This window comes from Blattabacterium cuenoti (assembly GCF_014252115.1).
Classification (GTDB): domain Bacteria; phylum Bacteroidota; class Bacteroidia; order Flavobacteriales; family Blattabacteriaceae; genus Blattabacterium; species Blattabacterium cuenoti_AK.
In genome coordinates this window covers 79,860-100,607 of sequence record NZ_CP059211.1, presented here as the reverse complement: position 1 = coordinate 100,607, position 20,748 = coordinate 79,860, and the positions used below count along the sequence as shown (strand labels likewise).

Genomic DNA, 20,748 nt, shown 5'->3' with positions numbered 1-20,748 from the left:
ATTTAAAATGTAGCTAATGGCAAATCCATTTTTTTCCACTTTTTCCACGAATTTTTTTCTTCTAATTTATAATAGTAAACATGAATTATTCCTATCAACTTTTCAATTAATTTTTTGATTTTAAATAGCTGTCCATTATTACATTCTAAATCAATAATATATTGTTGTACATCATTGAGTGTTTCACTATCATCATGACTAGATACATTAATATGATTAGTTTTCAAATTTCTTCTATTTAATATAATAAGAATTCTACTGAATAATCTTGTTTCTTTTTTTCCTTCTCCTAAAATTATTATTCTGAATTGATGCTTCATAGTCTTTTTTGTTATTTATTAATTTTTTATGTTAAACGAATTTCATCTACGGATGCTCCTGTAGGAATCATAGGAAAAACATTCTCTTCTTTTTCTATTAAAACTTCTAATAAAAAAGCTTTTTCATGATTTAATGCTTTTTTTACTGAACTTTCTAATTCTTCTCTTCTACTCACTTTTTTTGCTTTTATATCATAAGCGTTAGCTAATTTTATAAAATCTGGATTAACTAATTTTGTACAGGAATAACGTTTATCAAAAAAAAGCTGTTGCCATTGACGGACCATTCCTAAAAAATTATTATTTAATAATATAATCTTAACGGGAATTTTATTTTGTAAGATCGTTCCCATTTCTTGAATTGTCATCTGAATTCCTCCATCTCCTACAACACAAATAACTTGCCTATTTTTAGCTCCTAATTTAGCCCCTATAGAAGCTGGTAAAGCGAAACCCATAGTTCCTAGTCCTCCAGAAGTAATTTGGCTTCTTTTAGAAGTAAAATTGAAATATCTTGAAGCAATCATCTGATGTTGTCCCACGTCAGTTACAAGAATTGCATTTCTTTGTTTATATTGGTTTATCCATTTTATAACTTCACCCATACTAATAGTTTCTCTTTCTGGATTTACATCTCCTTTTATTACTGTAGCTTTCTCTTTTTTATTAAGAAAAAAAAATTTATCTATCCATTTTTTATTGTGAAAAGATTCATTAATATGAAAAATTAATTTTTTCAAAGTGATTTTACAATCACCCAAAATTGGTATATGACATAATACATTTTTATTAATTTCGGAAGAATCTATTTCTAGATGAATTATTTTAGCCTGTCTAGCATATTTTTTAACATCTCCAGTCACACGATCGTCAAATCGCATACCTACCGCAATGAGAATATCACATTGATTAGTTAAAATATTGGGAGCATAATTTCCATGCATTCCTAACATTCCTACATATAAACGATGATTACAATTTAATGCGCCTAATCCTAATAAAGTGCTAGCTACTGGAATTCCAGTTTTTTCAACAAAATTTCGAAATTCCTCTTCAGCTTCAGCTAAAATAACTCCTTGTCCTACAACAATTAAAGGTCTTTCAGCTGAATTTATTAAATTTGCAGCTTCTATTATTCTATGGTTTTCTATACAAGGGGGGTATGGATGAAAATTTTTTATATATTCACAATTTGTATTATAGTTAAATACAGTTTTTTGAAACTGAGCATCTTTAGTTATATCTATCAATACAGGACCCGGTCTTCCTTTTTTAGCTATAAAAAAACCTTTTTGAATTGATTCACAAATCTCTTTAGCTTTTAAAACTTGAATATTCCATTTTGTAACAGGAGTAGAAATGTCTATGATATTTGTTTCTTGAAAAGCATCAGTTCCTAATAAATGAGAGGACACTTGTCCAGTAATGCAGACAATTGGTGTGCTATCTATCAAAGCATCTGCTAATCCGGTAATTAAATTAGTAGCACCTGGACCTGAAGTTGTAAAACATACACCTATTTTTCCGGTTGCTCTAGCGTATCCTTGTGCTGCGTGAATAGAACCTTGTTCATGACGCATGAGAACATGTGAAATAGAATTAGAGTAATCGTACAAAGAATCATATATGGGCATAATAGCCCCACCTGGATATCCAAATATGTATTCTACTTTTTCGAATAATAACGTTTTTATTACTATTTCTGAACCATATAATAACTTTTTTCCATACATAGCTAAAATTGATCTGTAATGCATCCTTCAGAAGCTGGAGACACCATTTTTGTATATTTATATAGATATCCTTTTTTAACCTTTAATAAAGGGCAAGTCCACAACTTTTTCCTTTTTTTAATTTCTTCATCATCTACTTCAAGTGTAATTGTATTATTTTCTGTATCTATTTTAATGAAATCACCATTTTTTACTAAAGCAATTAATCCTCCAGATTGAGCTTCTGGAGTAATATGTCCTACAACAAAACCATGGGTTCCTCCTGAGAATCTACCATCTGTAATAAGAGCTACTTTTTTACCTAGTCCAGATCCCATAATGTAAGATGTTGGTTTTAACATCTCTGGCATTCCTGGACCTCCAATCGGTCCTACATATCGAATAACAATAACAACTCCAGCTAAAATTTTATTATTCAAAATAGATTGATTTGCTTCTTCTTCAGAATTAAAAACATTAGCCATTCCCCGAAAAATTGTTCCTTCTTTTCCAGTAATTTTTGCTATAGCTCCTTCAGGTGATAAATTTCCATATAAAATTCTAATATGTCCCTTTTTTTTGATGGGATGATTTAAGGAATGAATAATTTTCTGATTAAAAGTTATGTTAGGTACGTTTTTAACGTTTTCATATAACGTTTTTCCAGTAACAGTTAAACAATTCCCTGATAATATTCCTTCATTTAATAAATATTTTATAATAACAGGCATTCCTCCTACATACATATGTATATCTTCCATTAAAAAAACTCCACTGGGTTTAAGATTACCAATAAGAGGAACTTGATTACTAATTTTTTGAAAATCTTTCAAAGAAAAATCAATATTTGCAGATCTAGCAATTGCTAAAAAATGTAAAATTAAATTAGTAGACCCTCCCAAACACATAGCTAATTTAATTCCATTTTCTATAGAAGTTTTTGTAACTATATCTTTTGGTTTTATTCCTTTTTTTAAAAGATTTTTAAGATATGTAGAAACCTCTTCACATTCTATTTCTTTACTTTTACTTGTTGAAGGAGAAGAGGAAGAATAAGGAAGCATTATCCCCATGGTTTCTAATGCAGCAGCCATAGTATTTGCAGTATACATTCCACCACAAGCTCCTGGTCCTGGACAAGAATTTTTTACGATATTTTTGTATTCATTTTCAGTTATTTGAAAGGTATTTTTTTTTCCTAAAGCTTCAAAAGAAGAAATGACATCTAATTTCTTTCCATTATAATAACCGGAAGAAATACTTCCACCATATACAATGATAGATGGTCTATTTAACCTTAACAAGGCTATCATTACCCCTGGTATATTCTTATCACATCCAGGTATAGCAATTACTCCATCATAATGATGAGAATCTACTACAGTTTCTATACTATCTGCTATTATTTCTCTAGAAGGAAGTGAATATCTCATTCCTGGTGTTCCCATAGTAATTCCATCACTAACTCCAATAGTAGTAAATTGAATCCCAATCAAGTTTTTAGTTATGATCGATGATTTTATTTTTTTTGCCATTTGGTCTAAATGCATGTTGCAAGGATTTCCTTCATACCAATTGCTGACTATTCCTATTTGAGCTTTACAAAAATCTGATTCTTTCATACCTGTAGCATACAACATAGCATGTGCTGCTGGTAAATTGGGTTCTTTTGTAATTTTTCTGCTAAAATTGTTTATTCTTTTTTCCATGAAATATTTTAATAAATCAAAAAATCCTACTAATCTATCAAGTAAGGGTAAAAAATAATACCAAACTTGAATAGTTTTATAAAAGAAACTAACTAAGTAAATTATATAATATACAAAAATATGAAAAAAATAGATTATATAAAAGCGATTTATTAGGTATTTATTTTTATAATATCATTGTTTTCCTACTTATTAATGAATATAATATAAAGTTTTCAATAATAAATTATTGAAACAATGTATTTTAATTTTTATTTAAAAAAATATTAAATTTTCAAAAAAAATATAAAATACAGAATAATAGAAATTACTCCTGATCCTATTAGTTCTGTTCCAATGTACCAAACGGCAAATTGTCCTTCCGTTATAGCACATTGCATATTTTCAAATTCAATAAACATTCCTTTCTTAAATTTATATAATTTTGATTTCTGTAATGGTTGTCTATAACGTATTCTGCATAATACATCCATTTTCTCTCCTTCAAAAAGAGTAAGATCTTCCCTTACCCAATGAATATGTTTTTCATGTATGAACAAAGATTTTCTATATAATCCTGGATGTTGTTTTCCCATACCTGTATAAATAATATTTTCTTTTACATCAGTATCTATAACAAAAAGAGCCTCTTTCAAACCTCCTAATGCTATTCCTTTACGTTGTCCCTTAGTAAAATAAAAAGCTCCTTCATGGTATCCAATTATTTTCCCATCTGATTTTTTATATTTTTTTTTTTTTGATACAAAAAATAATTCTTCTTCTTTAGAAAAGAAGAATTTTTTTTCTGGTTCTTGATAAACTGAAGCATTAGAATGAATATAGACTATGTCTCCTTTTTTTGGAGGAATTCTTTTTTTAATAAATTTGGGAAAATTTATTTTTCCAATAAAACATAAACCTTGAGATTCTTTTTTACGAGCATTACATAATTTATGTATTTCCGCTATTTTTCTTACTTGATCTTTAGTTAGAGATCCTAATGGAAATAAAGTTTTTTTCAATTGAAATTGTGTTAATTGACACAAGAAATATGATTGATCTTTATTAAGATCTTTTCCAATTAAAAGACGATAAATTATTTTTTTATTTTTTACAATTTTTTTTTTATTTACATAATGTCCTGTAGCAATAAAATCTGCTCCTAAATTAAGAGATTTTTTCAAGAAAATGTTAAATTTTATTTCTCTATTACATAAAATATCTGGATTAGGTGTTTTTCCTGATTTATACTCATTAAACATATAGTTTATAACATGTTTTTTGTATTCATTTTTCATTTCGATTACTTGAAAAGGAATATTTAATTGCTTGGAAACTAACATAGCATCAATACTGTCTTCTTTCCAAAAACATTTATTGTCAGAATTTTCTTCTTCTTCCCAATTATGCATAAATAAACCAATAACTTCATAACCCTTTTTTTTAAGAATCAATGCAGCGACACTTGAATCTACTCCTCCTGAAAGTCCGACTACTACTTTTTTCATAATATTCTATTTATATATAATAATTATAATGATCAGTGGAAACAGATTGAAATAATGAATAAATTTTAATCAATGAAGTATTTTGAATAAAAAAATTGAATAAATAACTTGTTAAGTTTCTAACACAATGTTTTTTAAGAAAACATCTCTCTTACACGATCAAAAAATGATTTTTCGGAATTACCAGGGTGAGGAAGAAAATTTTCATTTTTTCTCATTTTTTCAAAAAATTTTCTTTGTTCTTCATTAATTTTTTTTGGAGTCCAAACATTAATATGAATTAGAAGACTACCATATCCATATCCTTCAAGATTTGGTAATCCTTTATTTTTTAATCTAAGAGTTTTTCCTGATTGTGTACCTGGATCTATTTTTATTCTTGCTTTTCCACTGATAGTAGGAACTTCTTTTAAAGCACCCAATATTGCATCTGGAAATGATATGTATAAATCATAGTGAAGGTTATTTCCTTCCCTTTTTAATTTGGAATGAGGTATTTCCTCAATTAACACAATTAAATCTCCAGAAATTCCGTCAAATGGAGCTTCGTTTCCTTTTTCAGAAATTTTTAATTGAACTCCTTCTGTAAGACCTGCTGGAATTTTAATATTTACTAATTCTTCTTCTTTGATTAATCCATGTTTATTAGCCCCATAAGGGATGTTTTCAATAATTTTACCCGTTCCATAACATATATTACATTGAGAAGTGGTTTGCATTCTTCCTAGAATAGTATTAGTAACTCGTGTTATTTGACCTGTACCATTACAAGATGTACAGCTTTTAAATTTTATTCCTTTAGCTACTTTAAGTCTTTTAACCTTAACTTTCTTTTCTACTCCATTAGCTATTTCTTCTAATGAAAGTTTAACTCTGATTCTTAAATCACTTCCTTTAATAGTTTTATGTCTGGTTGATCTTCCAAAACCAAATCCAGAAAAACCTTCTCCGAATGCATCGGAAAAAATATCTCCAAAATTTGCAAAAATATCTTCCATGTTCATTCCTGAACTAGAACTACTTCCTTTTACCCCAGAATGTCCAAATTTATCATAACGTTGTTTTTTTTCTGGGTTACTTAAAATTTCATAAGCTTCAGCCGCTTCTTTAAATTTTTCTTCTGCTTTTTTTTTATTATCTAAATTTTTATCTGGATGATATTTTATTGCTAATTTTCGATAAGCTTTTTTAATTTCTTCTGGAGAAGCATTTCTAGAAACTCCTAATACTTCGTAATAATCTTTTTTCATCATGAAAATAAAAATTATTAATTATTTTCCGGTAATGACTTTAGCATGTCGTATAACTTTTTCCTTTAAAAGGTATCCAGCTTCTATGATTTCTATAATTTTTCCTTTTAGATTTTCTGTAATAGCTGGAATTTGTGTTATAGCTTCATGAAAATCTGTGTTAAAATCATCTCCTTTTTTTATTTTGATTTTTTTTAATCCTTTTTCTTTTAAAACTTTAGTAAGTTTTTCTTGTATCAAAAAAACTCCTTTTACAAGATGTTCATCTTGAGTTTTTTTCAATTCTTTAATTCCTCGTTCAAAATCATCTAATACTGGAATCAAATCTATAAGTATTTGTTCATGAACATTTCTAAAAATATCAAATCTTTCTTTTTGAATACGTTTTTTATAATTTTCAAATTCTGCAAAAAGACGTAAAAATTTATCCTTTTCTTTTTCTAATTCTTCTTTAAAAGAATCAATTTCTTTTTGAAATGGATCATGTTTTTCTTCTTGAGAAGAGGAAGGTTTTTTATCTGATATATCATTTTTCGATTTTTTTTCAGTATTTTTTTCAGTAATGTCCATAATATAAAAAATATTTCCAATCCAATTCGTATGAATTATTAAGCAAAATATTTGCCAAATATTATAATCATGTCATAATGACATTGAATGAATCAAGTTATGTAATTGAATTTCAAGTGTTTTCTAATACAATTTAATCTTTCATGAGCTATATTTCTTGCTTTTTTAGCTCCTACAGATAGAATCTTATCTAATAAAGATTTATTTTTCATAAAAGAAAAAAACTTTTCTCTTTCTGATGAAAATTTATGAATAATATGCTCGTATAATTCAATTTTTGCATCATAATATCCATATCCTCCTCTAATATATTTTTTTTTCATGATCTCTGTTTGATCTAGAGAAGCTATCAAACTATATAAAGATATAATATAATCAGTTTCAGGATTTTTTTTTTCTTTTACAGATTTACTATCTGTACGAATTCCCATAATTTGTTTCTTTAAAACTTCATTTGAGGAAAAAATATTAATACAATTTTTTTTAGATTTACTCATTTTTTTACCGTCTGTTCCTATAACGAACATATTTTTTTGTAAAAGAGCATTAGGTAATACAAATAATTTTTCACCTACTTTTTTATTGAAATAATTGGCTATACGACGAGCTATTTCTATATGTTGTAATTGATCTTTTCCAACTGGAACAATTTTTGCATTGTAAAGTAAAATATCAGCAGCCATTAAAATAGGATAAGTAAATAAACCTACACTTATTTTTGTTTTATCTACTTCTTTTTCTTTAAAAGCATGGGCTAACGTAAGTCTTTTGTATGGATAAAAACAATTAAAATACCAAGCCAGTTCAGTAACCAATGAAACATCAGATTGTCTGTAAAGTAAACAATTATCTACATTTAAACCAAATGCTAGCCATGCAGCTGCAATTTGATAAGTGTTATTTCTTATTGTTTCTATATTTTCTATTTGAACCATAGAATGTAAATCCGCTATAAATATAAATGAATAATGTTTCATATTTTTATTGGCCATGAATATAGACGGAATGATAACACCCAAAATATTCCCTAAGTGAGGAGACCCTGTGCTTCTAATTCCTGTTAATATTTTTTCCATAATTTCGAAATGATTTACTAAAATTTTTATTTCAAAGATTCTAATCCACTGATAATTTCAAGTATTTCTTTAGTAATCGTAGTTTGTCTTTCTTTATTATAATTTAATATAAGATTACGTTGAATGTCATGTGCATTTTCTGTAGCTTTATGCATAGATATCATACGAGCTGTATGTTCTGCTGTGATAGATTCCCAAAAAATTTTTAATAGTTTTGCATTTAAAAATTTTGGAATCAAAAAATTTAATATTCTCTTTCGAGAAGGCTCTAAAATATAGGAAATTTCTGGTATTTTTTTTTGAAAATTTAAATTCGTAGAATCGATTGGGAGAAATTTTTCTATAACTATTTCTTGAGATAAAGATTTTTTCAAATGATTGTATATTAAATAAATTGAAGAAAACTTTTCTTTTAAAAAATCAAAAATCAATTCTGATACAAAAGATTGTATTTGCAAGTTTGAGGAACTATTTCCAATCCAATTTTTATGGTATATATCATATTTTTTCTTTTTACATAAAAAATCAAAACCTTTTTTTCCAACAGAAAAAAATATATATTTTTCATGTTTTTTTTTATGAAAAATATAATTAATTTTTTCAAAAATTAAAGAATTAAAAGAACCACATAAACCACGATCAGAAGTGAATATAATAAATAATTTCATTTTTCCTTTTTCTAAAAAAAATTTATTTTCTTCTATTTCTTTTTCGTTTTTTTTTAAAAAAAGATCAAAAAAAATTGACTCCATATAACACAAATAATTTTTTATTCGTATAAGTAAATTTTTTGTTTTTCTCAGCTTCACTATAGAGATCATTTTCATAGCCTCTGTAGTTTTTATAACTGATTCTATAGATAATATTCTTCTTTTGATTTCTTTTGGATTAGACATAAATAAAATTTATGTAATATATTTATCACTTAGTTCTAAAGCTACTGTTTCTAAAATTTCAGATATTTTTTCATCAAAAATTCCATTTCTCAAAGAAATTAAAACATTTTCATGTTTTTCTTTCAAATAAAAAATATATTCTTTTTCAAAATTGGAAACTTTATCAATAGAAATTTTTTTAAGTAAATTTTTAGTACCAACATAAATAATAGCTATTTGATCTGCTATGTCATAGGGATCATGAGGATTTTGTTTTAATATTTCTGTATTAATTTTTCCTTTTCTTAGAATATCCATAGTAGATGAATCTAACTCGGAACCAAATTTTGAAAAAGATTCTAATTCTTTAAATTGAGCTTGATCTAATTTCAAGGTTCCAGATATTTTCCTCATAGATTGAATTTGCGCAGATCCTCCTACACGAGAAACAGATATACTTTCATTAATTGCAGGACGAATCCCAGAATGGAATAAGTCTTTTTCTAAAAAAATTTGTCCATCTGTAATAGAAATAACGTTAGTGGGAATATAAGAAGATATATCTCCAGACTGAGTTTCAATAATAGGCAATGCGGTTAAAGATCCACCACCTTTTATTTGATTTTTAATAGATAATGGAATATCATTCATATTTTTTGCCATTTCTTGATCTTTTATAATTTTAGCTGATCTTTCTAAAAGACGAGAGTGTAAATAAAAAACATCTCCTGGATAAGCTTCTCTCCCAGGAGGACGTCTCAATAGTAATGATATTTCCCTATAAGAGACCGCTTGTTTTGAAAGATCGTCATATACAACTAAAGAAGGACGACCTGTATCCCGAAAGTATTCTCCTATAGCAGTTCCAGAAAAAGGAGCAAAAATTTGCATAGATACCGGATCAGAAGATGTTGCGGAAACTATGATTGTATAAGACATGGCCCCTTTTTCTTCTAAAATTTTTGAAATTCTAGCTATCGTAGAACCTTTTTGACTAATGGCTACATAAATGCAATAAACCGGTTCGTTTTTTTCAAAAAATCTTTTCTGATTGATAATTGTATCAATAGCTATAGTTGTTTTTCCAGTCTGTCTATCTCCTATAATTAGTTCTCTTTGTCCTCTTCCTATAGGAATCATAGAGTCTATAAATTTTATTCCAGTTTGAAGAGGTTCTTTAACAGGCTCTCTATAAATGACACCTGGAGCCTTTCTTTCCAAAGGCATTTCAAATAATTTTCCTTTTATGGGTCCTTTTCCATCTATAGGATTTCCTAATGTATCAACAATACGACCAAGCATGTTTTCTCCTACATTAATAGAAAAAATTTTTCCAGTTCTTTTTACGATGTCTCCTTCTTTAAGGTTTTTTGATAAACTCAGTAAAACAATGCTTACATGATCTTCTTCCAAGTTCAAAACCATACCTTTTGTTTCATCAGGAAACTCTACTAATTCTCCATAAAAAGCAGAATTTAAACCAAAAGACCTTACGACTCCATCTCCAATTTGAACAATTATTCCAAATTCGGATAATTTTGATTCGAATTGAAAATCAGATAATTCTTTCTTAAGAATTGATGATATTTCAGAATATTTTATATCTGACATATGTAATAAATATGAAAATAAAAACTTTTCTTTTTAAAAATTTTGAAATTTTTTTTTAATACTTGATAACTGTTTTTTAACACTAAAATCCCATTCTTTATACCCTACACGAAATAAAAAACCTCCAATGATAGATTTATCTATTTTATTAATAATATGAATTTTTTTTTTATTATGCATTATTTTATTGACAATTATTTCTTGTATCTCCTTTTTTAAAGGAAAAGCAGAAATAATAATTATTGTTATCAATTTTTTTTGATTTTTTTCGTATATTTTTTGGTATTCTAAAAGAATTTCTTTTAAAAGATGTTCTCTCTTTTTTATTATTAATAATTTAAAAAATTGAAAAAATAAAATATCAAAATTATAAAATATACTTTTATATATCTTTATTTTTTTTTCAGAATCTAACAAAGAAGTCTCAATAACATTACGTAGTTCTATATTTTTTTTCAAAAAGAAAGATATTTTTTTAATTTTATAATATAATATTTCACTATTTTTTCTATTTTCGATAGAATACTCAAAAAAAACTTTAGCATAATGTTGAATAATTTTTTTTCTTGAAAACATTTTAATTGAAATAAAATTAGCACAATTTATTTACTAATTCTTTTATAAATTTGTCTTGTTTATTAGATTGGTTTAGTTCTTTTTTTAATATTTTTTCGGATATTTGAATAGATATATTTCCTATTTTATTCTTTAATTCGTGAATTGCAATTTCTTTTTCTATTTGAATATTTTTTTTTGTTTCTTCTATAATTGTTTTTTTTTCTATCATACCTTCCTCTTTAGCTTTCAATTTTATTTCTTCTCTAATTTGAATTGCTTCTTTCAAGATCATATCTCTTTTCATACGAGCTTGTTTTAAAATTTTATTTTTTTGTTCTTCTACATATTTTAATTCCTTTTTCATTTGATTAGCTTTTTCAATTGATGTTCTAATTTCTTTTTCTCTTTCATCAATAAAATTCATTATTGGTTTCCAAGCAAATTTTGAAAGAAATAATACAAGTATTATAAATATTATTGAATGCCAAAAAATCAATCCTATAGAAGGATTCACTAAATCCATTGTATATTTTTTTTATTTATTTATTTAAATACAGCTAATAGTGTTGTGACTATTCCAAATAATGCAGCTCCTTCAATTAAGGCAGAAGCTACAATCATAGCATTTTGTATTTTATTTGAAGCTTCAGGTTGTCTCGCAATAGCATCCATTGCAGAACTTCCAATTTTTCCAATTCCTAATCCTGCTCCTATTACTGCAAGACCGGCTCCTAAAGCAGCTAAACCTGAGTAAGTTAAATCTATATCCATATTATTAAATATTTTTAATACATTTTATTTTTTATTGTCATAGTCATAATTTTTAACAGATACTCCTATAATTAGAGAGGACAAAGTTGTAAAGATGAAAGCCTGTAAGAAAGCCACCATTATTTCTAGGATAGAAATGAAAAAACCAAAAACTATGGAAAAACCAGCTATAAACAAATTTTTGAAAATAAAAATGAGACAAATGAAACTTAAAATAATAATGTGTCCAGCCATAATATTAGCAAATAATCGAATACACAAAGTTAACGGTTTAATAAAAATTCCAACAAGTTCGATAGGAACTAATAAAAATCTAATCCCTATTGGAATTCCAGGCATACAAAAAATATGTTTCCAATAACTTATATTTGTGTTTATATTACTAATAACAAAAGTCATAGTAGCTAATACAAATGTAGTGTTAATATTTCCTGTTACATTCGGAAATCCCGGAATAAGACCCATTAAATTATTAATTAATATAAAAAAAAAGGATGTTAACAAAAATGGAAAAAAAATTTTATATTTTCTATTTCCAATATTAGGAATTACAATCTCATCTCGTATAAATAAGATTAAAAATTCTAGAAAAATTCCTAAACTCCATTTTATTTGAAAGTTTCTATAACTATTTCTCATTCGTACAAAAAGATATAATAACAAAAAAGAGGATATAAAAATAGAAACTACATTTTTCGTTATAGAAAAATCCAAAGGTTTATTATTCTTTGGAATCCCTCTTAGATCTACATTAAACAATCCAAGATTATTAGTATTATATATTACCCCTTTAAACATTTTATAATATCCATATTTTCCTTTTACTATATTTTCATGTGAAAATCGTAAAGAAGAAAAGATTTCTAAGCCATTATTCCATAAAATGACTGGTAAAGAAAAAATAATTCCATGATTATGAGTTCCTATAATATGCCATTCATGAGAATCATTCACATGATCAAAAATAGTACCAGCTATATTTATTTCTCTATTTTCTCCATTATTGTTATTGACATTTCCTATTTTTTTATCAAAAGACTCACCGGAAAAAAACAAAAACAAGAATAACGAAAATATTATTTTTCTTGAAATCATCATGTTTAGGAAAAACATAAAAAACAAATTTATATATTTTTACAAAAAATAATATCCTTTTATAGGAAAAAATTTTTTTACAAAAATTGTATTTTCATTTTTAGTACATTTGCAATATGGAACTATGAAAAACTAACGATGAAGGAAGAAACTAAGCTTATTCAAAACATTTTATCTGATCCTCTTACGGGAGCAATATCTACTCCTATATATCAAACATCAACTTATGTTCAAGAAGCTCCTGGCGTTCATAAAGGATACGATTATACTAGAACTAACAATCCTACAAGAAAAATATTGGAGGATTTAATAACTAATTTAGAAGACGGTTATGCTAGTTTAGCATTTTCTTCTGGATTAGCATCTGTAGATGCTATATTGAAACTTTTAAAATGTGGAGACGAAATAGTAGCTGTAGATGATATTTATGGAGGGACATTTCGTTTACTCAATTTATATAAAAAATTAGGTATCAATACTAAATTCGTAGATACAACAGATGCAGAAAAAACAATTTCATCGATTTCTGATAATACAAAATTAATTTGGTTAGAATCACCTACAAATCCTACATTAAAAATATCTGATATAGAATATATTAGTAAAAAATCTAAAAATAAAAATCCAACTATTTTAGTTGTTGTAGATAACACTTTTGCTTCTCCTGCTATTCAAAATCCTTTAAAATTAGGATCTGATATAGTAGTTCACAGCGCTACAAAATATTTGGCAGGACATTCGGATGTATTAGCTGGATTAATCACTGTAAAAAAAATAGATTTATATGAAAAACTAAAGTATATTCAAAATTCAACCGGGGGAGTTTTATCTCCAATTGATTGTTGGTTAACTATAAGAGGAAGTCAAACTTTATATTTACGTATAAAAAAACAATCTCAAAATGCATTTCAAATCGCTTCTTTTTTAAAGAATAAAAAAAATCATGAAATAGATAGGGTTTATTACCCTGGACTATCTCATCATAAAAATCATTTTATTGCAGTAAAACAACAACGATATTTTGGAGGAATTGTCTCTTTTAGCCTTAAAAAAAATACAATAAAATCAGCAAAAAAAGTTGTAACTTCGACTAAGTTATTTAAACTAGCAGAAAGTTTAGGAGGAACAAAAAGTTTAATTTGTCATCCAGCAACTATGACTCATAAATCTACTCCTTTAGAAATAAGAATAAATGCAGGAATACAAGATTCTCTTATTCGTTTATCTCTTGGTATAGAAAATATAGAAGATCTTATAGAAGATCTTGATCAAGCATTGAAATCAATATCAATATATTAAAAATATTTTTCATCATGAAATGAAATTCCTATATTGGATAATTCTTGACGAATCATATCAGATATGATCCAATTTTTTTGTTTTCTAGCTTTTGTACGGAATTCAATTAATCTTTTTATGAGTATTTCCAGTTTTCTAGAGTTTTCTTTTTCTTCATAACGATTAATTTTTTGAATTCCTAAAATATCAAAAACAAAGTAAATCATATATTTTTTTAACAAATTAAAATGAGATATATTTATATTCTCAACTTTAAGAAGATTGTTAATATAACTAGAAGCTTGAAATAAATGATTAATTAATAAAGGGATATTAAAATCATCATTAATAGCATGATAACATGTATTTATCCAGTGATTAATATCAAAAGTATTATAATTTTTTGGTATACTTTTGGATATTTTAGGTTCAAAATTCATTAATTTATTTACAGATTTCATTATTTTATAATATCCTTTTTCAGCATTTGCAAGACCTTTATTTGAAAAATCCATTACATTTCTATAATGGGATTGTATAATATAAAATCTAAAAATACTAGGAGAAAAAAATCTTTCAAAGATCTTATTGTTTAAGATATCTTTTAATTCCAAGAAATTACCTGTAGATTTGCTCATTTTTTTTCCGTTTAAAGTTAACATATTAGTATGCATCCAATAATTCGCAAATTTTTTATTGTGATAACCCATAGCTTGTGCTAACTCACATTCATGATGTGGAAATTTAAGATCTATTCCTCCACCATGTATATCGAAAATTTCTCCTAAATATTTTGTACTCATGACAGTACATTCTATATGCCAACCTGGGAAACCTTTTCCCCATGGAGAGTTCCAATTCATAATATGATTATAGTGAGCTTTCTTCCAAAGAGAAAAATCATGGAATCTACGTTTTTCATTTAAAAATTTTAATTCTTTATGAAAAAGTTTATCAATTTTATTTTTACTTATTACACCATAAGGATATAATTTCATATATTCTTTCAAATTGAAATATACAGACCCATTTATCTCGTATGCCAGTTTTTTTTTTATCAATTCCTTAATCATATCAATTTGCTCTATAATATGACCTGTTGCTGTAGGTTCTATACTTGGAGGTAGAACATTCAAAACATTTAATAATTTGTGAAAAGAAAGTGTATATTTTTGAACTATTTCCATGGGTTCAAGTCCTTCTATACGAGATTTTTTAGAAATTTTATCTTCTATATCAGTAAATTCATTTTCCAAATGTCCAACATCGGTAATATTTCTTACATAACGAACTTTATATCCCAAATGTTTTAAATAACGGAATACAATATCAAATGATATAAAAGTCCTACAATTTCCTAAATGCAAGTGATTATAAACTGTAGGACCACATACATAAATTCCAACATATTCCTTATTAATAGGTTGAAAAACCTCTTTCTTTCCTGTTAAAGAATTATATATTTTTAAATGATTTCGATTTTTTTTTTGATAAATATTTTCCTCCATTTTTTTCTCTTTCATTTAAGAAATTCCAATATGATGGAAAAATTCTTTTCGAATTTCTGAATTCCTTTTAAAGGAACCTATTAATTCCATAGTAATAGTACTACTATCTATATCTCTAATTCCACGAGAATTTACGCATAAATGCTTAGCCTTTATAACACATGCTACATCTTGTGTCTTCAATAATCTTTGTAAAGATTGAACAATTTGTATGGTTAAACGTTCTTGAACTTGTGGTCTTTTTGCATAAAAATTTACAATCCTATTAATTTTAGAAAGTCCCACAACTTTTCCATTAGAAATATATCCTACATGAGCTTTACCAACAATGGGAAGGAAGTGATGCTCACAAGTGGAATAAACTGTTATATTTTTTTCTATTAACATTTGGTTATATTTATATTTGTTTTCAAAAATGGAAAAACTTGGTTTATTTTTTGGATTAAGACCACTGAATATCTCTTCTATAAACATTTTTGCCACTCGTCTAGGTGTTTTACGCAAACTATCATCACTCATATCTAAACCTAAAACTTTCATAATTTGAAAAAAATGTTTTTCTATCTCTTCAATTTTTTCTTTTTCACTCATAAAATATATATTGTTCTTTACGGAACAATCTATTTTAGTGTTAACTGAATGATTAAAAATAGAATTAGATTTTTTCGTCAATTTTTTGTTTTGTACAATTTTTTTATGTTTTTTCTCCATCATAGAATAAGCTTAATCCATTGATTCAAAAAGAAAACAATGAAAAAAAATAAAGTTACGAATACGAAAACGATCTTGTATAAACGAATTTTTCATTTTTTTATCCTGTTAGGAATTTTACATATAGGAATCGGAATCATTTTATGTTTATTTTTTTGATGTAAAATTTGATATTTTTTTAAAATTTCATATTCTGTTTCAGAAATAGTACAATTTTTTTTTTTCATATTTTTCATAGCCCATTCTAATTCATCATAACTAGCTCCTAGTTGATCTTCATCTGATCGTTGATCTTCCCAAAGACCATCTGTAGGTTTTGCTTTTTGAATTTCATCAATAATATTTAATTTTTTAGCTAAAAAAAAAATTTCACTTTTAGTTAAATCAGCTATAGGAAGCAAATCAACTCCACCATCGCCATATTTTGTAAAAAAACCTACTCCAAAATCTTCTACTTTATTTCCAGTTCCAACAACAAGATAGTTTTTTATATTAGCATAATAGTATAATGTTAACATACGAATACGAGATTTTACATTAGCTAATGCTAAAGAAGATTTGGAATTTTCTATTTCATTCATTATGTGATAAAAAGTTTTAAATAAACTAGATAAATCCTTTTTTAGATAACAAACGTTTGAAAATTTCTTGATTAAAAATTTTGCATGTTTTACAGGTAAAAAATTTTTTTTTTTTCCAAAATAGGCATTTCTAATATGATAGTAGGAAATTTTGTCATAGCAACTAAAAAAGATGTAACCGAAGAATCAACTCCTCCAGATATTCCAATAATAAAACCATTAGATTTGGACTGATGGATATATTCTTTTATCCAAGAAACGATGTATTTAATTACTTTTTCTGCTTTTATCATTTTATTTAATTTGAATAGATTAAAAAAATTTAATTAATATGTCTTTAATTCTAAATTTAGAAACTTCTACCAAAAATTGTTCAGTCAATATTTCTAAAAATGGAATATGTTTGACTTCTGTGGAAGAATGTTCGGAAGAATATTTTCATTCAGAAAAATTACATACATTCATACAATATGCAATAAATATTGCCGGAATTCATATGAAAGACTTGAAATCTATATGTATAAATAAAGGTCCAGGATCCTATACTTCTTTGAGAATAGGAACATCAACTGCTAAAGGTTTGTGTTCTGCTCTAGATATTCCTTTATTATCTATAGATACATTCACTATAATGATTTATAAAATCAATATAAAAAAGGGATTTATAATCCCTGTAGTACATGCAAAATCTGATTTTTTTTATACTTCATTGTTTAATGAATCAAAGAAAAGATTAAATCCTATTCAGATAAAAAAATTATCTGATGATTTTTTTTACTCTTTTTCAAAAAATAAAAAAGTCCATTTCATAGGAAATATCCCTATAAAAGATAGGAAACCTTTTTTTACTGTAGGAAAAAATAAATTTTTATATAAAATACCATCTTCAATAGATATGTCTAGCATTTCTTACATAAAATTCTGTGAGAAAAAATTCAATGATATTGAAAATTATATTCCTTTTTATTTGTAAATAAAATAAAATAAATGATAAAAAAAATCATCTAATAAATTACTTATAAAAAAATAAAACACTATTTATTATAGCATATATTAAAAAATTGTGATTAATTTAATGATACATATGATAAAATTTTATTTCAATGTATTAAGAAAAATTTCTTAATAGAAATATTACAAATATAAAAAGTATTTCATACAAAACTTATGATCCAAATTAAATTACAAAATTTTTTGGATATATTTACTCCAATTATATTTATCTATATTGTCCTATCTTTAGGATGGAAAACTTTTCGGTATTTTAATGAAGAAATCTTATTAGGAATCGTACTCTTAATAAGTATTATTCATTTTTTTATCCTTTTTGAAAAAAATCTTGAAAAAGGTTATAGATCTATGATTTTTTTATCCTTCCTTGTATTATCATTTTCTCTTGTTTTTTATTTTGTAAAATTTTTATTTTATTATAACAGAATAACTATAGATATAAAAATATCTACAGTTATTAGTTTAATTTTATATGTACTAATCCGTGTCACTTATTTTATGCGGATAGTATATGTTAAAATTCACAATCCTGCTTTCATATTTATTACAAGTTTTGTTTTTTTATCTTTTTTAGGATCAATTTTATTAATGCTTCCTGCATCTACAGTAAACAAAATATCATTTATAGATGCTTTATTCACATCTACTAGCGCTGTATGTGTTACAGGGTTAGTAGTATTAGATACGGCTAAAGATTTTACATATTTAGGAAAAATTTTTATACTTATATTAATCGAATTAGGAGGATTAGGGATATTAACGATAACTTCTTTTTTTAGTTATTTTTTTAGAGATGGATTTTCCTTTAAAGAAGCCGTTTTTGTTAGTAATTTCTTAAATACAAAAACAACAAGTAACGTTCTTAGTTTAGCTGTAAAAGTTGTAATTTTTACTTTAACAGTAGAATTTATAGGAGCTTTATTAATTTATTTTTCTATTAAAAATAAAAATACGATAGAATCTGATAATCTTTTATTTTTTTCTATTTTTCATTCTATATCTGCTTTCTGTAATAGTGGTTTTTCTACCTTAAGTCAAGGTTTATATTCACAATCTGTAAGATTTAATTATTTATTTCAATTCATTGTTGCTTTTTTACTAATATTAGGAGGAATAGGTTTTAATATTTTATTCAATTTTTTTACATATTTATGGTTAACTATTAAAAAATATTTTTTAAAAATTTTTAAAGATAAAGATTTTCGACGTCCTGCACATGTAGTAACTTTAAACACAAAAATTGTAATATTTACAACTTTTTTTTTACTTTTTTTTGGAACCATTCTTTATTATATTAGTGAATATCATTATTCCCTTTCTGAACATTCTTCTTTTCATGGAAAATGGATAGTTTCTTTTTTTTCTTCAGCAACATCTAGAACAGCGGGTTTTCATGTATTAAATATGACCACTTTAACACCAGTAACTATTCTTTTTACTATTCTTTTGATGTGGATAGGAGCTTCTCCCGCTTCTACAGGTGGAGGTATCAAAACAAGTACTTTTGCATTAGCATTAATGAATATCATTTCTCTATCTAGAGGAAAAAATAGATTAGAAATACAAAAAAAAGAAATATCTTCGGAATCTATTCGTTTATCTTTTTCAATTATTATGTTATCTATAATAATTATATATATAGGTATTTTAATCATAATTTTTTTAGAACCCAAAGAAGATATTTTGTCTATTTCTTTCGAAGTATTTTCCGCTTTTTCTACATCAGGATTATCTTTAGGAATTACTTCTAATTTATCAAGTGGAAGTAAATTGGTTTTGATATTTTTAATGTTATTAGGAAGAATAGGAATTTTTAATGTTATGATTGGTATCTTAAGACGAAAAAATAAAATAAATTCTCATCATTATTACAGATATCCTAAAGGAAATGTTCTTATTAATTAAATTAATATGAAAATTATAATTATTGGATTAGGAAATTTTGGAAGATCTTTAGCTCTTAATCTAACAGATAATGGACATGAAGTTTTTGGAATTGATCATAAAATGGAAAAAGTAGATTTATTAAAAGATCATATAGCGAATGTAGTGTGTATGGACGCTAATAATGAGGCAGCTTACGAAGTATTACCTATTCAACAAGCTGATTTAGGAATTGTAGCTATTGGAGAAAATGAAGGTTCATCAATAGTAACCACAGCTATACTGAAAAAATATAAAAATTTGAGAATTGTAAGTAGATCTTTGTCTAAGATACATGATACAATACTAGAAGCAATGGGAATTAATGATGTGATTCATCCAGAACAAGATGCAGCATTTCGATTAACTAAACAAATATCTTTTAATTATGCTTTGGATTATTTTAGAGTAGATAGTAAATATTCTATAGCTGAAGTTTTTTCTCCACATTCTTTCAGTGGTAAATCTGTTAAAAGTTTGAAATTAACACAAAAATATTCTGTTTCTTTAATTACTGTAATCCGAGACGGAAACAAACCCTTATCTTCTAAAGGAACTTCTACGAAAAAAGTTATAGGTTTAGTAACAGGTGATACTATTTTACAAAAAGGAGATATACTAACACTTTTTGGTTCTAATAAATCTATTATGAATTTTGTAAAAGATAAAAAATAGTAAATAATCATGAAGAAATAAATTTTT

General features: G+C 25.8%; 19 protein-coding genes and 1 pseudogene. 4 read left to right on the top strand and 16 right to left on the bottom strand.

Translation table 11 applies throughout. The features are described from left to right. Window positions 1-2: 2 nt before the first annotated feature. The 13 genes from H0H44_RS00420 to atpB form a co-directional block, all read right to left on the bottom strand. Window positions 3-320: an acetolactate synthase gene (locus H0H44_RS00420; protein WP_185871718.1), complete on the bottom strand. Its 318-nt coding sequence runs from the start codon at window positions 318-320 to the stop codon at window positions 3-5. Between the two features lie 26 nt (window positions 321-346). After that, entirely contained in the window at window positions 347-2,077 is a 1,731-nt protein-coding gene (gene ilvB, locus H0H44_RS00415; protein ID WP_238786139.1) for a biosynthetic-type acetolactate synthase large subunit, read from the bottom strand. Continuing rightward, complete coding sequence (gene ilvD, locus H0H44_RS00410; RefSeq protein ID WP_185871717.1) at window positions 2,056-3,741, bottom strand: dihydroxy-acid dehydratase; 1,686 nt, start codon at window positions 3,739-3,741, stop codon at window positions 2,056-2,058. Before ilvD ends, ilvB begins: the two co-directional genes overlap by 22 nt. A gap of 266 nt (window positions 3,742-4,007) precedes the next feature. Then, on the bottom strand, window positions 4,008-5,228 hold the full coding sequence (mnmA, locus tag H0H44_RS00405; protein WP_185871716.1) for a tRNA 2-thiouridine(34) synthase MnmA: 1,221 nt from the start codon (window positions 5,226-5,228) through the stop codon (window positions 4,008-4,010). Window positions 5,229-5,362: 134 nt separating this feature from the next. Next, complete coding sequence (gene dnaJ / locus H0H44_RS00400) at window positions 5,363-6,481, bottom strand: molecular chaperone DnaJ (RefSeq protein ID WP_185871715.1); 1,119 nt, start codon at window positions 6,479-6,481, stop codon at window positions 5,363-5,365. Between the two features lie 18 nt (window positions 6,482-6,499). Beyond that, window positions 6,500-7,048 (bottom strand): nucleotide exchange factor GrpE, encoded by a 549-nt coding sequence (locus H0H44_RS00395; protein WP_185871714.1) that lies wholly within the window; start codon window positions 7,046-7,048, stop codon window positions 6,500-6,502. A gap of 92 nt (window positions 7,049-7,140) precedes the next feature. Next, window positions 7,141-8,124 (bottom strand): tryptophan--tRNA ligase, encoded by a 984-nt coding sequence (trpS, locus tag H0H44_RS00390; RefSeq protein ID WP_185871713.1) that lies wholly within the window; start codon window positions 8,122-8,124, stop codon window positions 7,141-7,143. Window positions 8,125-8,150: 26 nt separating this feature from the next. After that, a complete protein-coding gene (gene atpG, locus H0H44_RS00385) occupies window positions 8,151-9,020 on the bottom strand; it encodes an ATP synthase F1 subunit gamma (RefSeq protein WP_185871712.1) in 870 nt (289 codons plus the stop codon). A 9-nt stretch (window positions 9,021-9,029) separates the two neighbouring features. Next, window positions 9,030-10,610, bottom strand: a complete 1,581-nt coding sequence (atpA, locus tag H0H44_RS00380) for a F0F1 ATP synthase subunit alpha (RefSeq protein ID WP_185871711.1) — start codon at window positions 10,608-10,610, stop codon at window positions 9,030-9,032. Window positions 10,611-10,643: 33 nt separating this feature from the next. Further along, window positions 10,644-11,186 carry an ATP synthase F1 subunit delta gene (atpH, locus tag H0H44_RS00375; RefSeq protein WP_185871710.1) on the bottom strand — a complete coding sequence of 181 codons (543 nt, stop codon included), beginning with the start codon at window positions 11,184-11,186 and terminating at the stop codon, window positions 10,644-10,646. Window positions 11,187-11,202: 16 nt separating this feature from the next. Then, window positions 11,203-11,691 carry a F0F1 ATP synthase subunit B gene (gene atpF, locus H0H44_RS00370; protein WP_185871709.1) on the bottom strand — a complete coding sequence of 163 codons (489 nt, stop codon included), beginning with the start codon at window positions 11,689-11,691 and terminating at the stop codon, window positions 11,203-11,205. A gap of 20 nt (window positions 11,692-11,711) precedes the next feature. Then, the gene (gene atpE / locus H0H44_RS00365) at window positions 11,712-11,939 is read right to left on the bottom strand and encodes an ATP synthase F0 subunit C (protein ID WP_185871708.1); all 228 of its coding nucleotides are present in this window, start codon (window positions 11,937-11,939) and stop codon (window positions 11,712-11,714) included. A 24-nt stretch (window positions 11,940-11,963) separates the two neighbouring features. Next, window positions 11,964-13,037 carry a F0F1 ATP synthase subunit A gene (gene atpB / locus H0H44_RS00360; RefSeq protein ID WP_394798464.1) on the bottom strand — a complete coding sequence of 358 codons (1,074 nt, stop codon included), beginning with the start codon at window positions 13,035-13,037 and terminating at the stop codon, window positions 11,964-11,966. Between the two features lie 135 nt (window positions 13,038-13,172). Between atpB and H0H44_RS00355 the strand changes: the two genes are divergently transcribed. Next, window positions 13,173-14,333, top strand: coding sequence for a trans-sulfuration enzyme family protein (locus H0H44_RS00355; RefSeq protein ID WP_185871707.1), 1,161 nt, complete (start codon window positions 13,173-13,175; stop codon window positions 14,331-14,333). Here H0H44_RS00355 and cysS read toward each other — a convergent pair. From cysS to nadE, 3 genes and pseudogenes are all read right to left on the bottom strand, one after another. Next, window positions 14,330-15,820, bottom strand: a complete 1,491-nt coding sequence (gene cysS, locus H0H44_RS00350) for a cysteine--tRNA ligase (RefSeq protein WP_185871706.1) — start codon at window positions 15,818-15,820, stop codon at window positions 14,330-14,332. The two genes, H0H44_RS00355 and cysS, sit on opposite strands and share 4 nt — an antisense overlap. Window positions 15,821-15,835: 15 nt before the next feature. Further along, entirely contained in the window at window positions 15,836-16,534 is a 699-nt protein-coding gene (folE, locus tag H0H44_RS00345) for a GTP cyclohydrolase I FolE (protein ID WP_185871705.1), read from the bottom strand. Between the two features lie 89 nt (window positions 16,535-16,623). Further along, window positions 16,624-17,405, bottom strand: a pseudogene (nadE, locus tag H0H44_RS00340) (NAD(+) synthase). 38 nt (window positions 17,406-17,443) lie between these two features. Between nadE and tsaB the strand changes: the two are divergent. From tsaB to H0H44_RS00325, 3 genes are all read left to right on the top strand, one after another. Beyond that, window positions 17,444-18,085, top strand: a complete 642-nt coding sequence (tsaB, locus tag H0H44_RS00335) for a tRNA (adenosine(37)-N6)-threonylcarbamoyltransferase complex dimerization subunit type 1 TsaB (protein ID WP_185871704.1) — start codon at window positions 17,444-17,446, stop codon at window positions 18,083-18,085. 194 nt (window positions 18,086-18,279) lie between these two features. Next, window positions 18,280-20,028, top strand: a complete 1,749-nt coding sequence (locus H0H44_RS00330; RefSeq protein WP_185871703.1) for a TrkH family potassium uptake protein — start codon at window positions 18,280-18,282, stop codon at window positions 20,026-20,028. 6 nt (window positions 20,029-20,034) lie between these two features. Then, the gene (locus H0H44_RS00325; protein WP_185871702.1) at window positions 20,035-20,721 is read left to right on the top strand and encodes a potassium channel family protein; all 687 of its coding nucleotides are present in this window, start codon (window positions 20,035-20,037) and stop codon (window positions 20,719-20,721) included. Window positions 20,722-20,748: the final 27 nt, after the last annotated feature.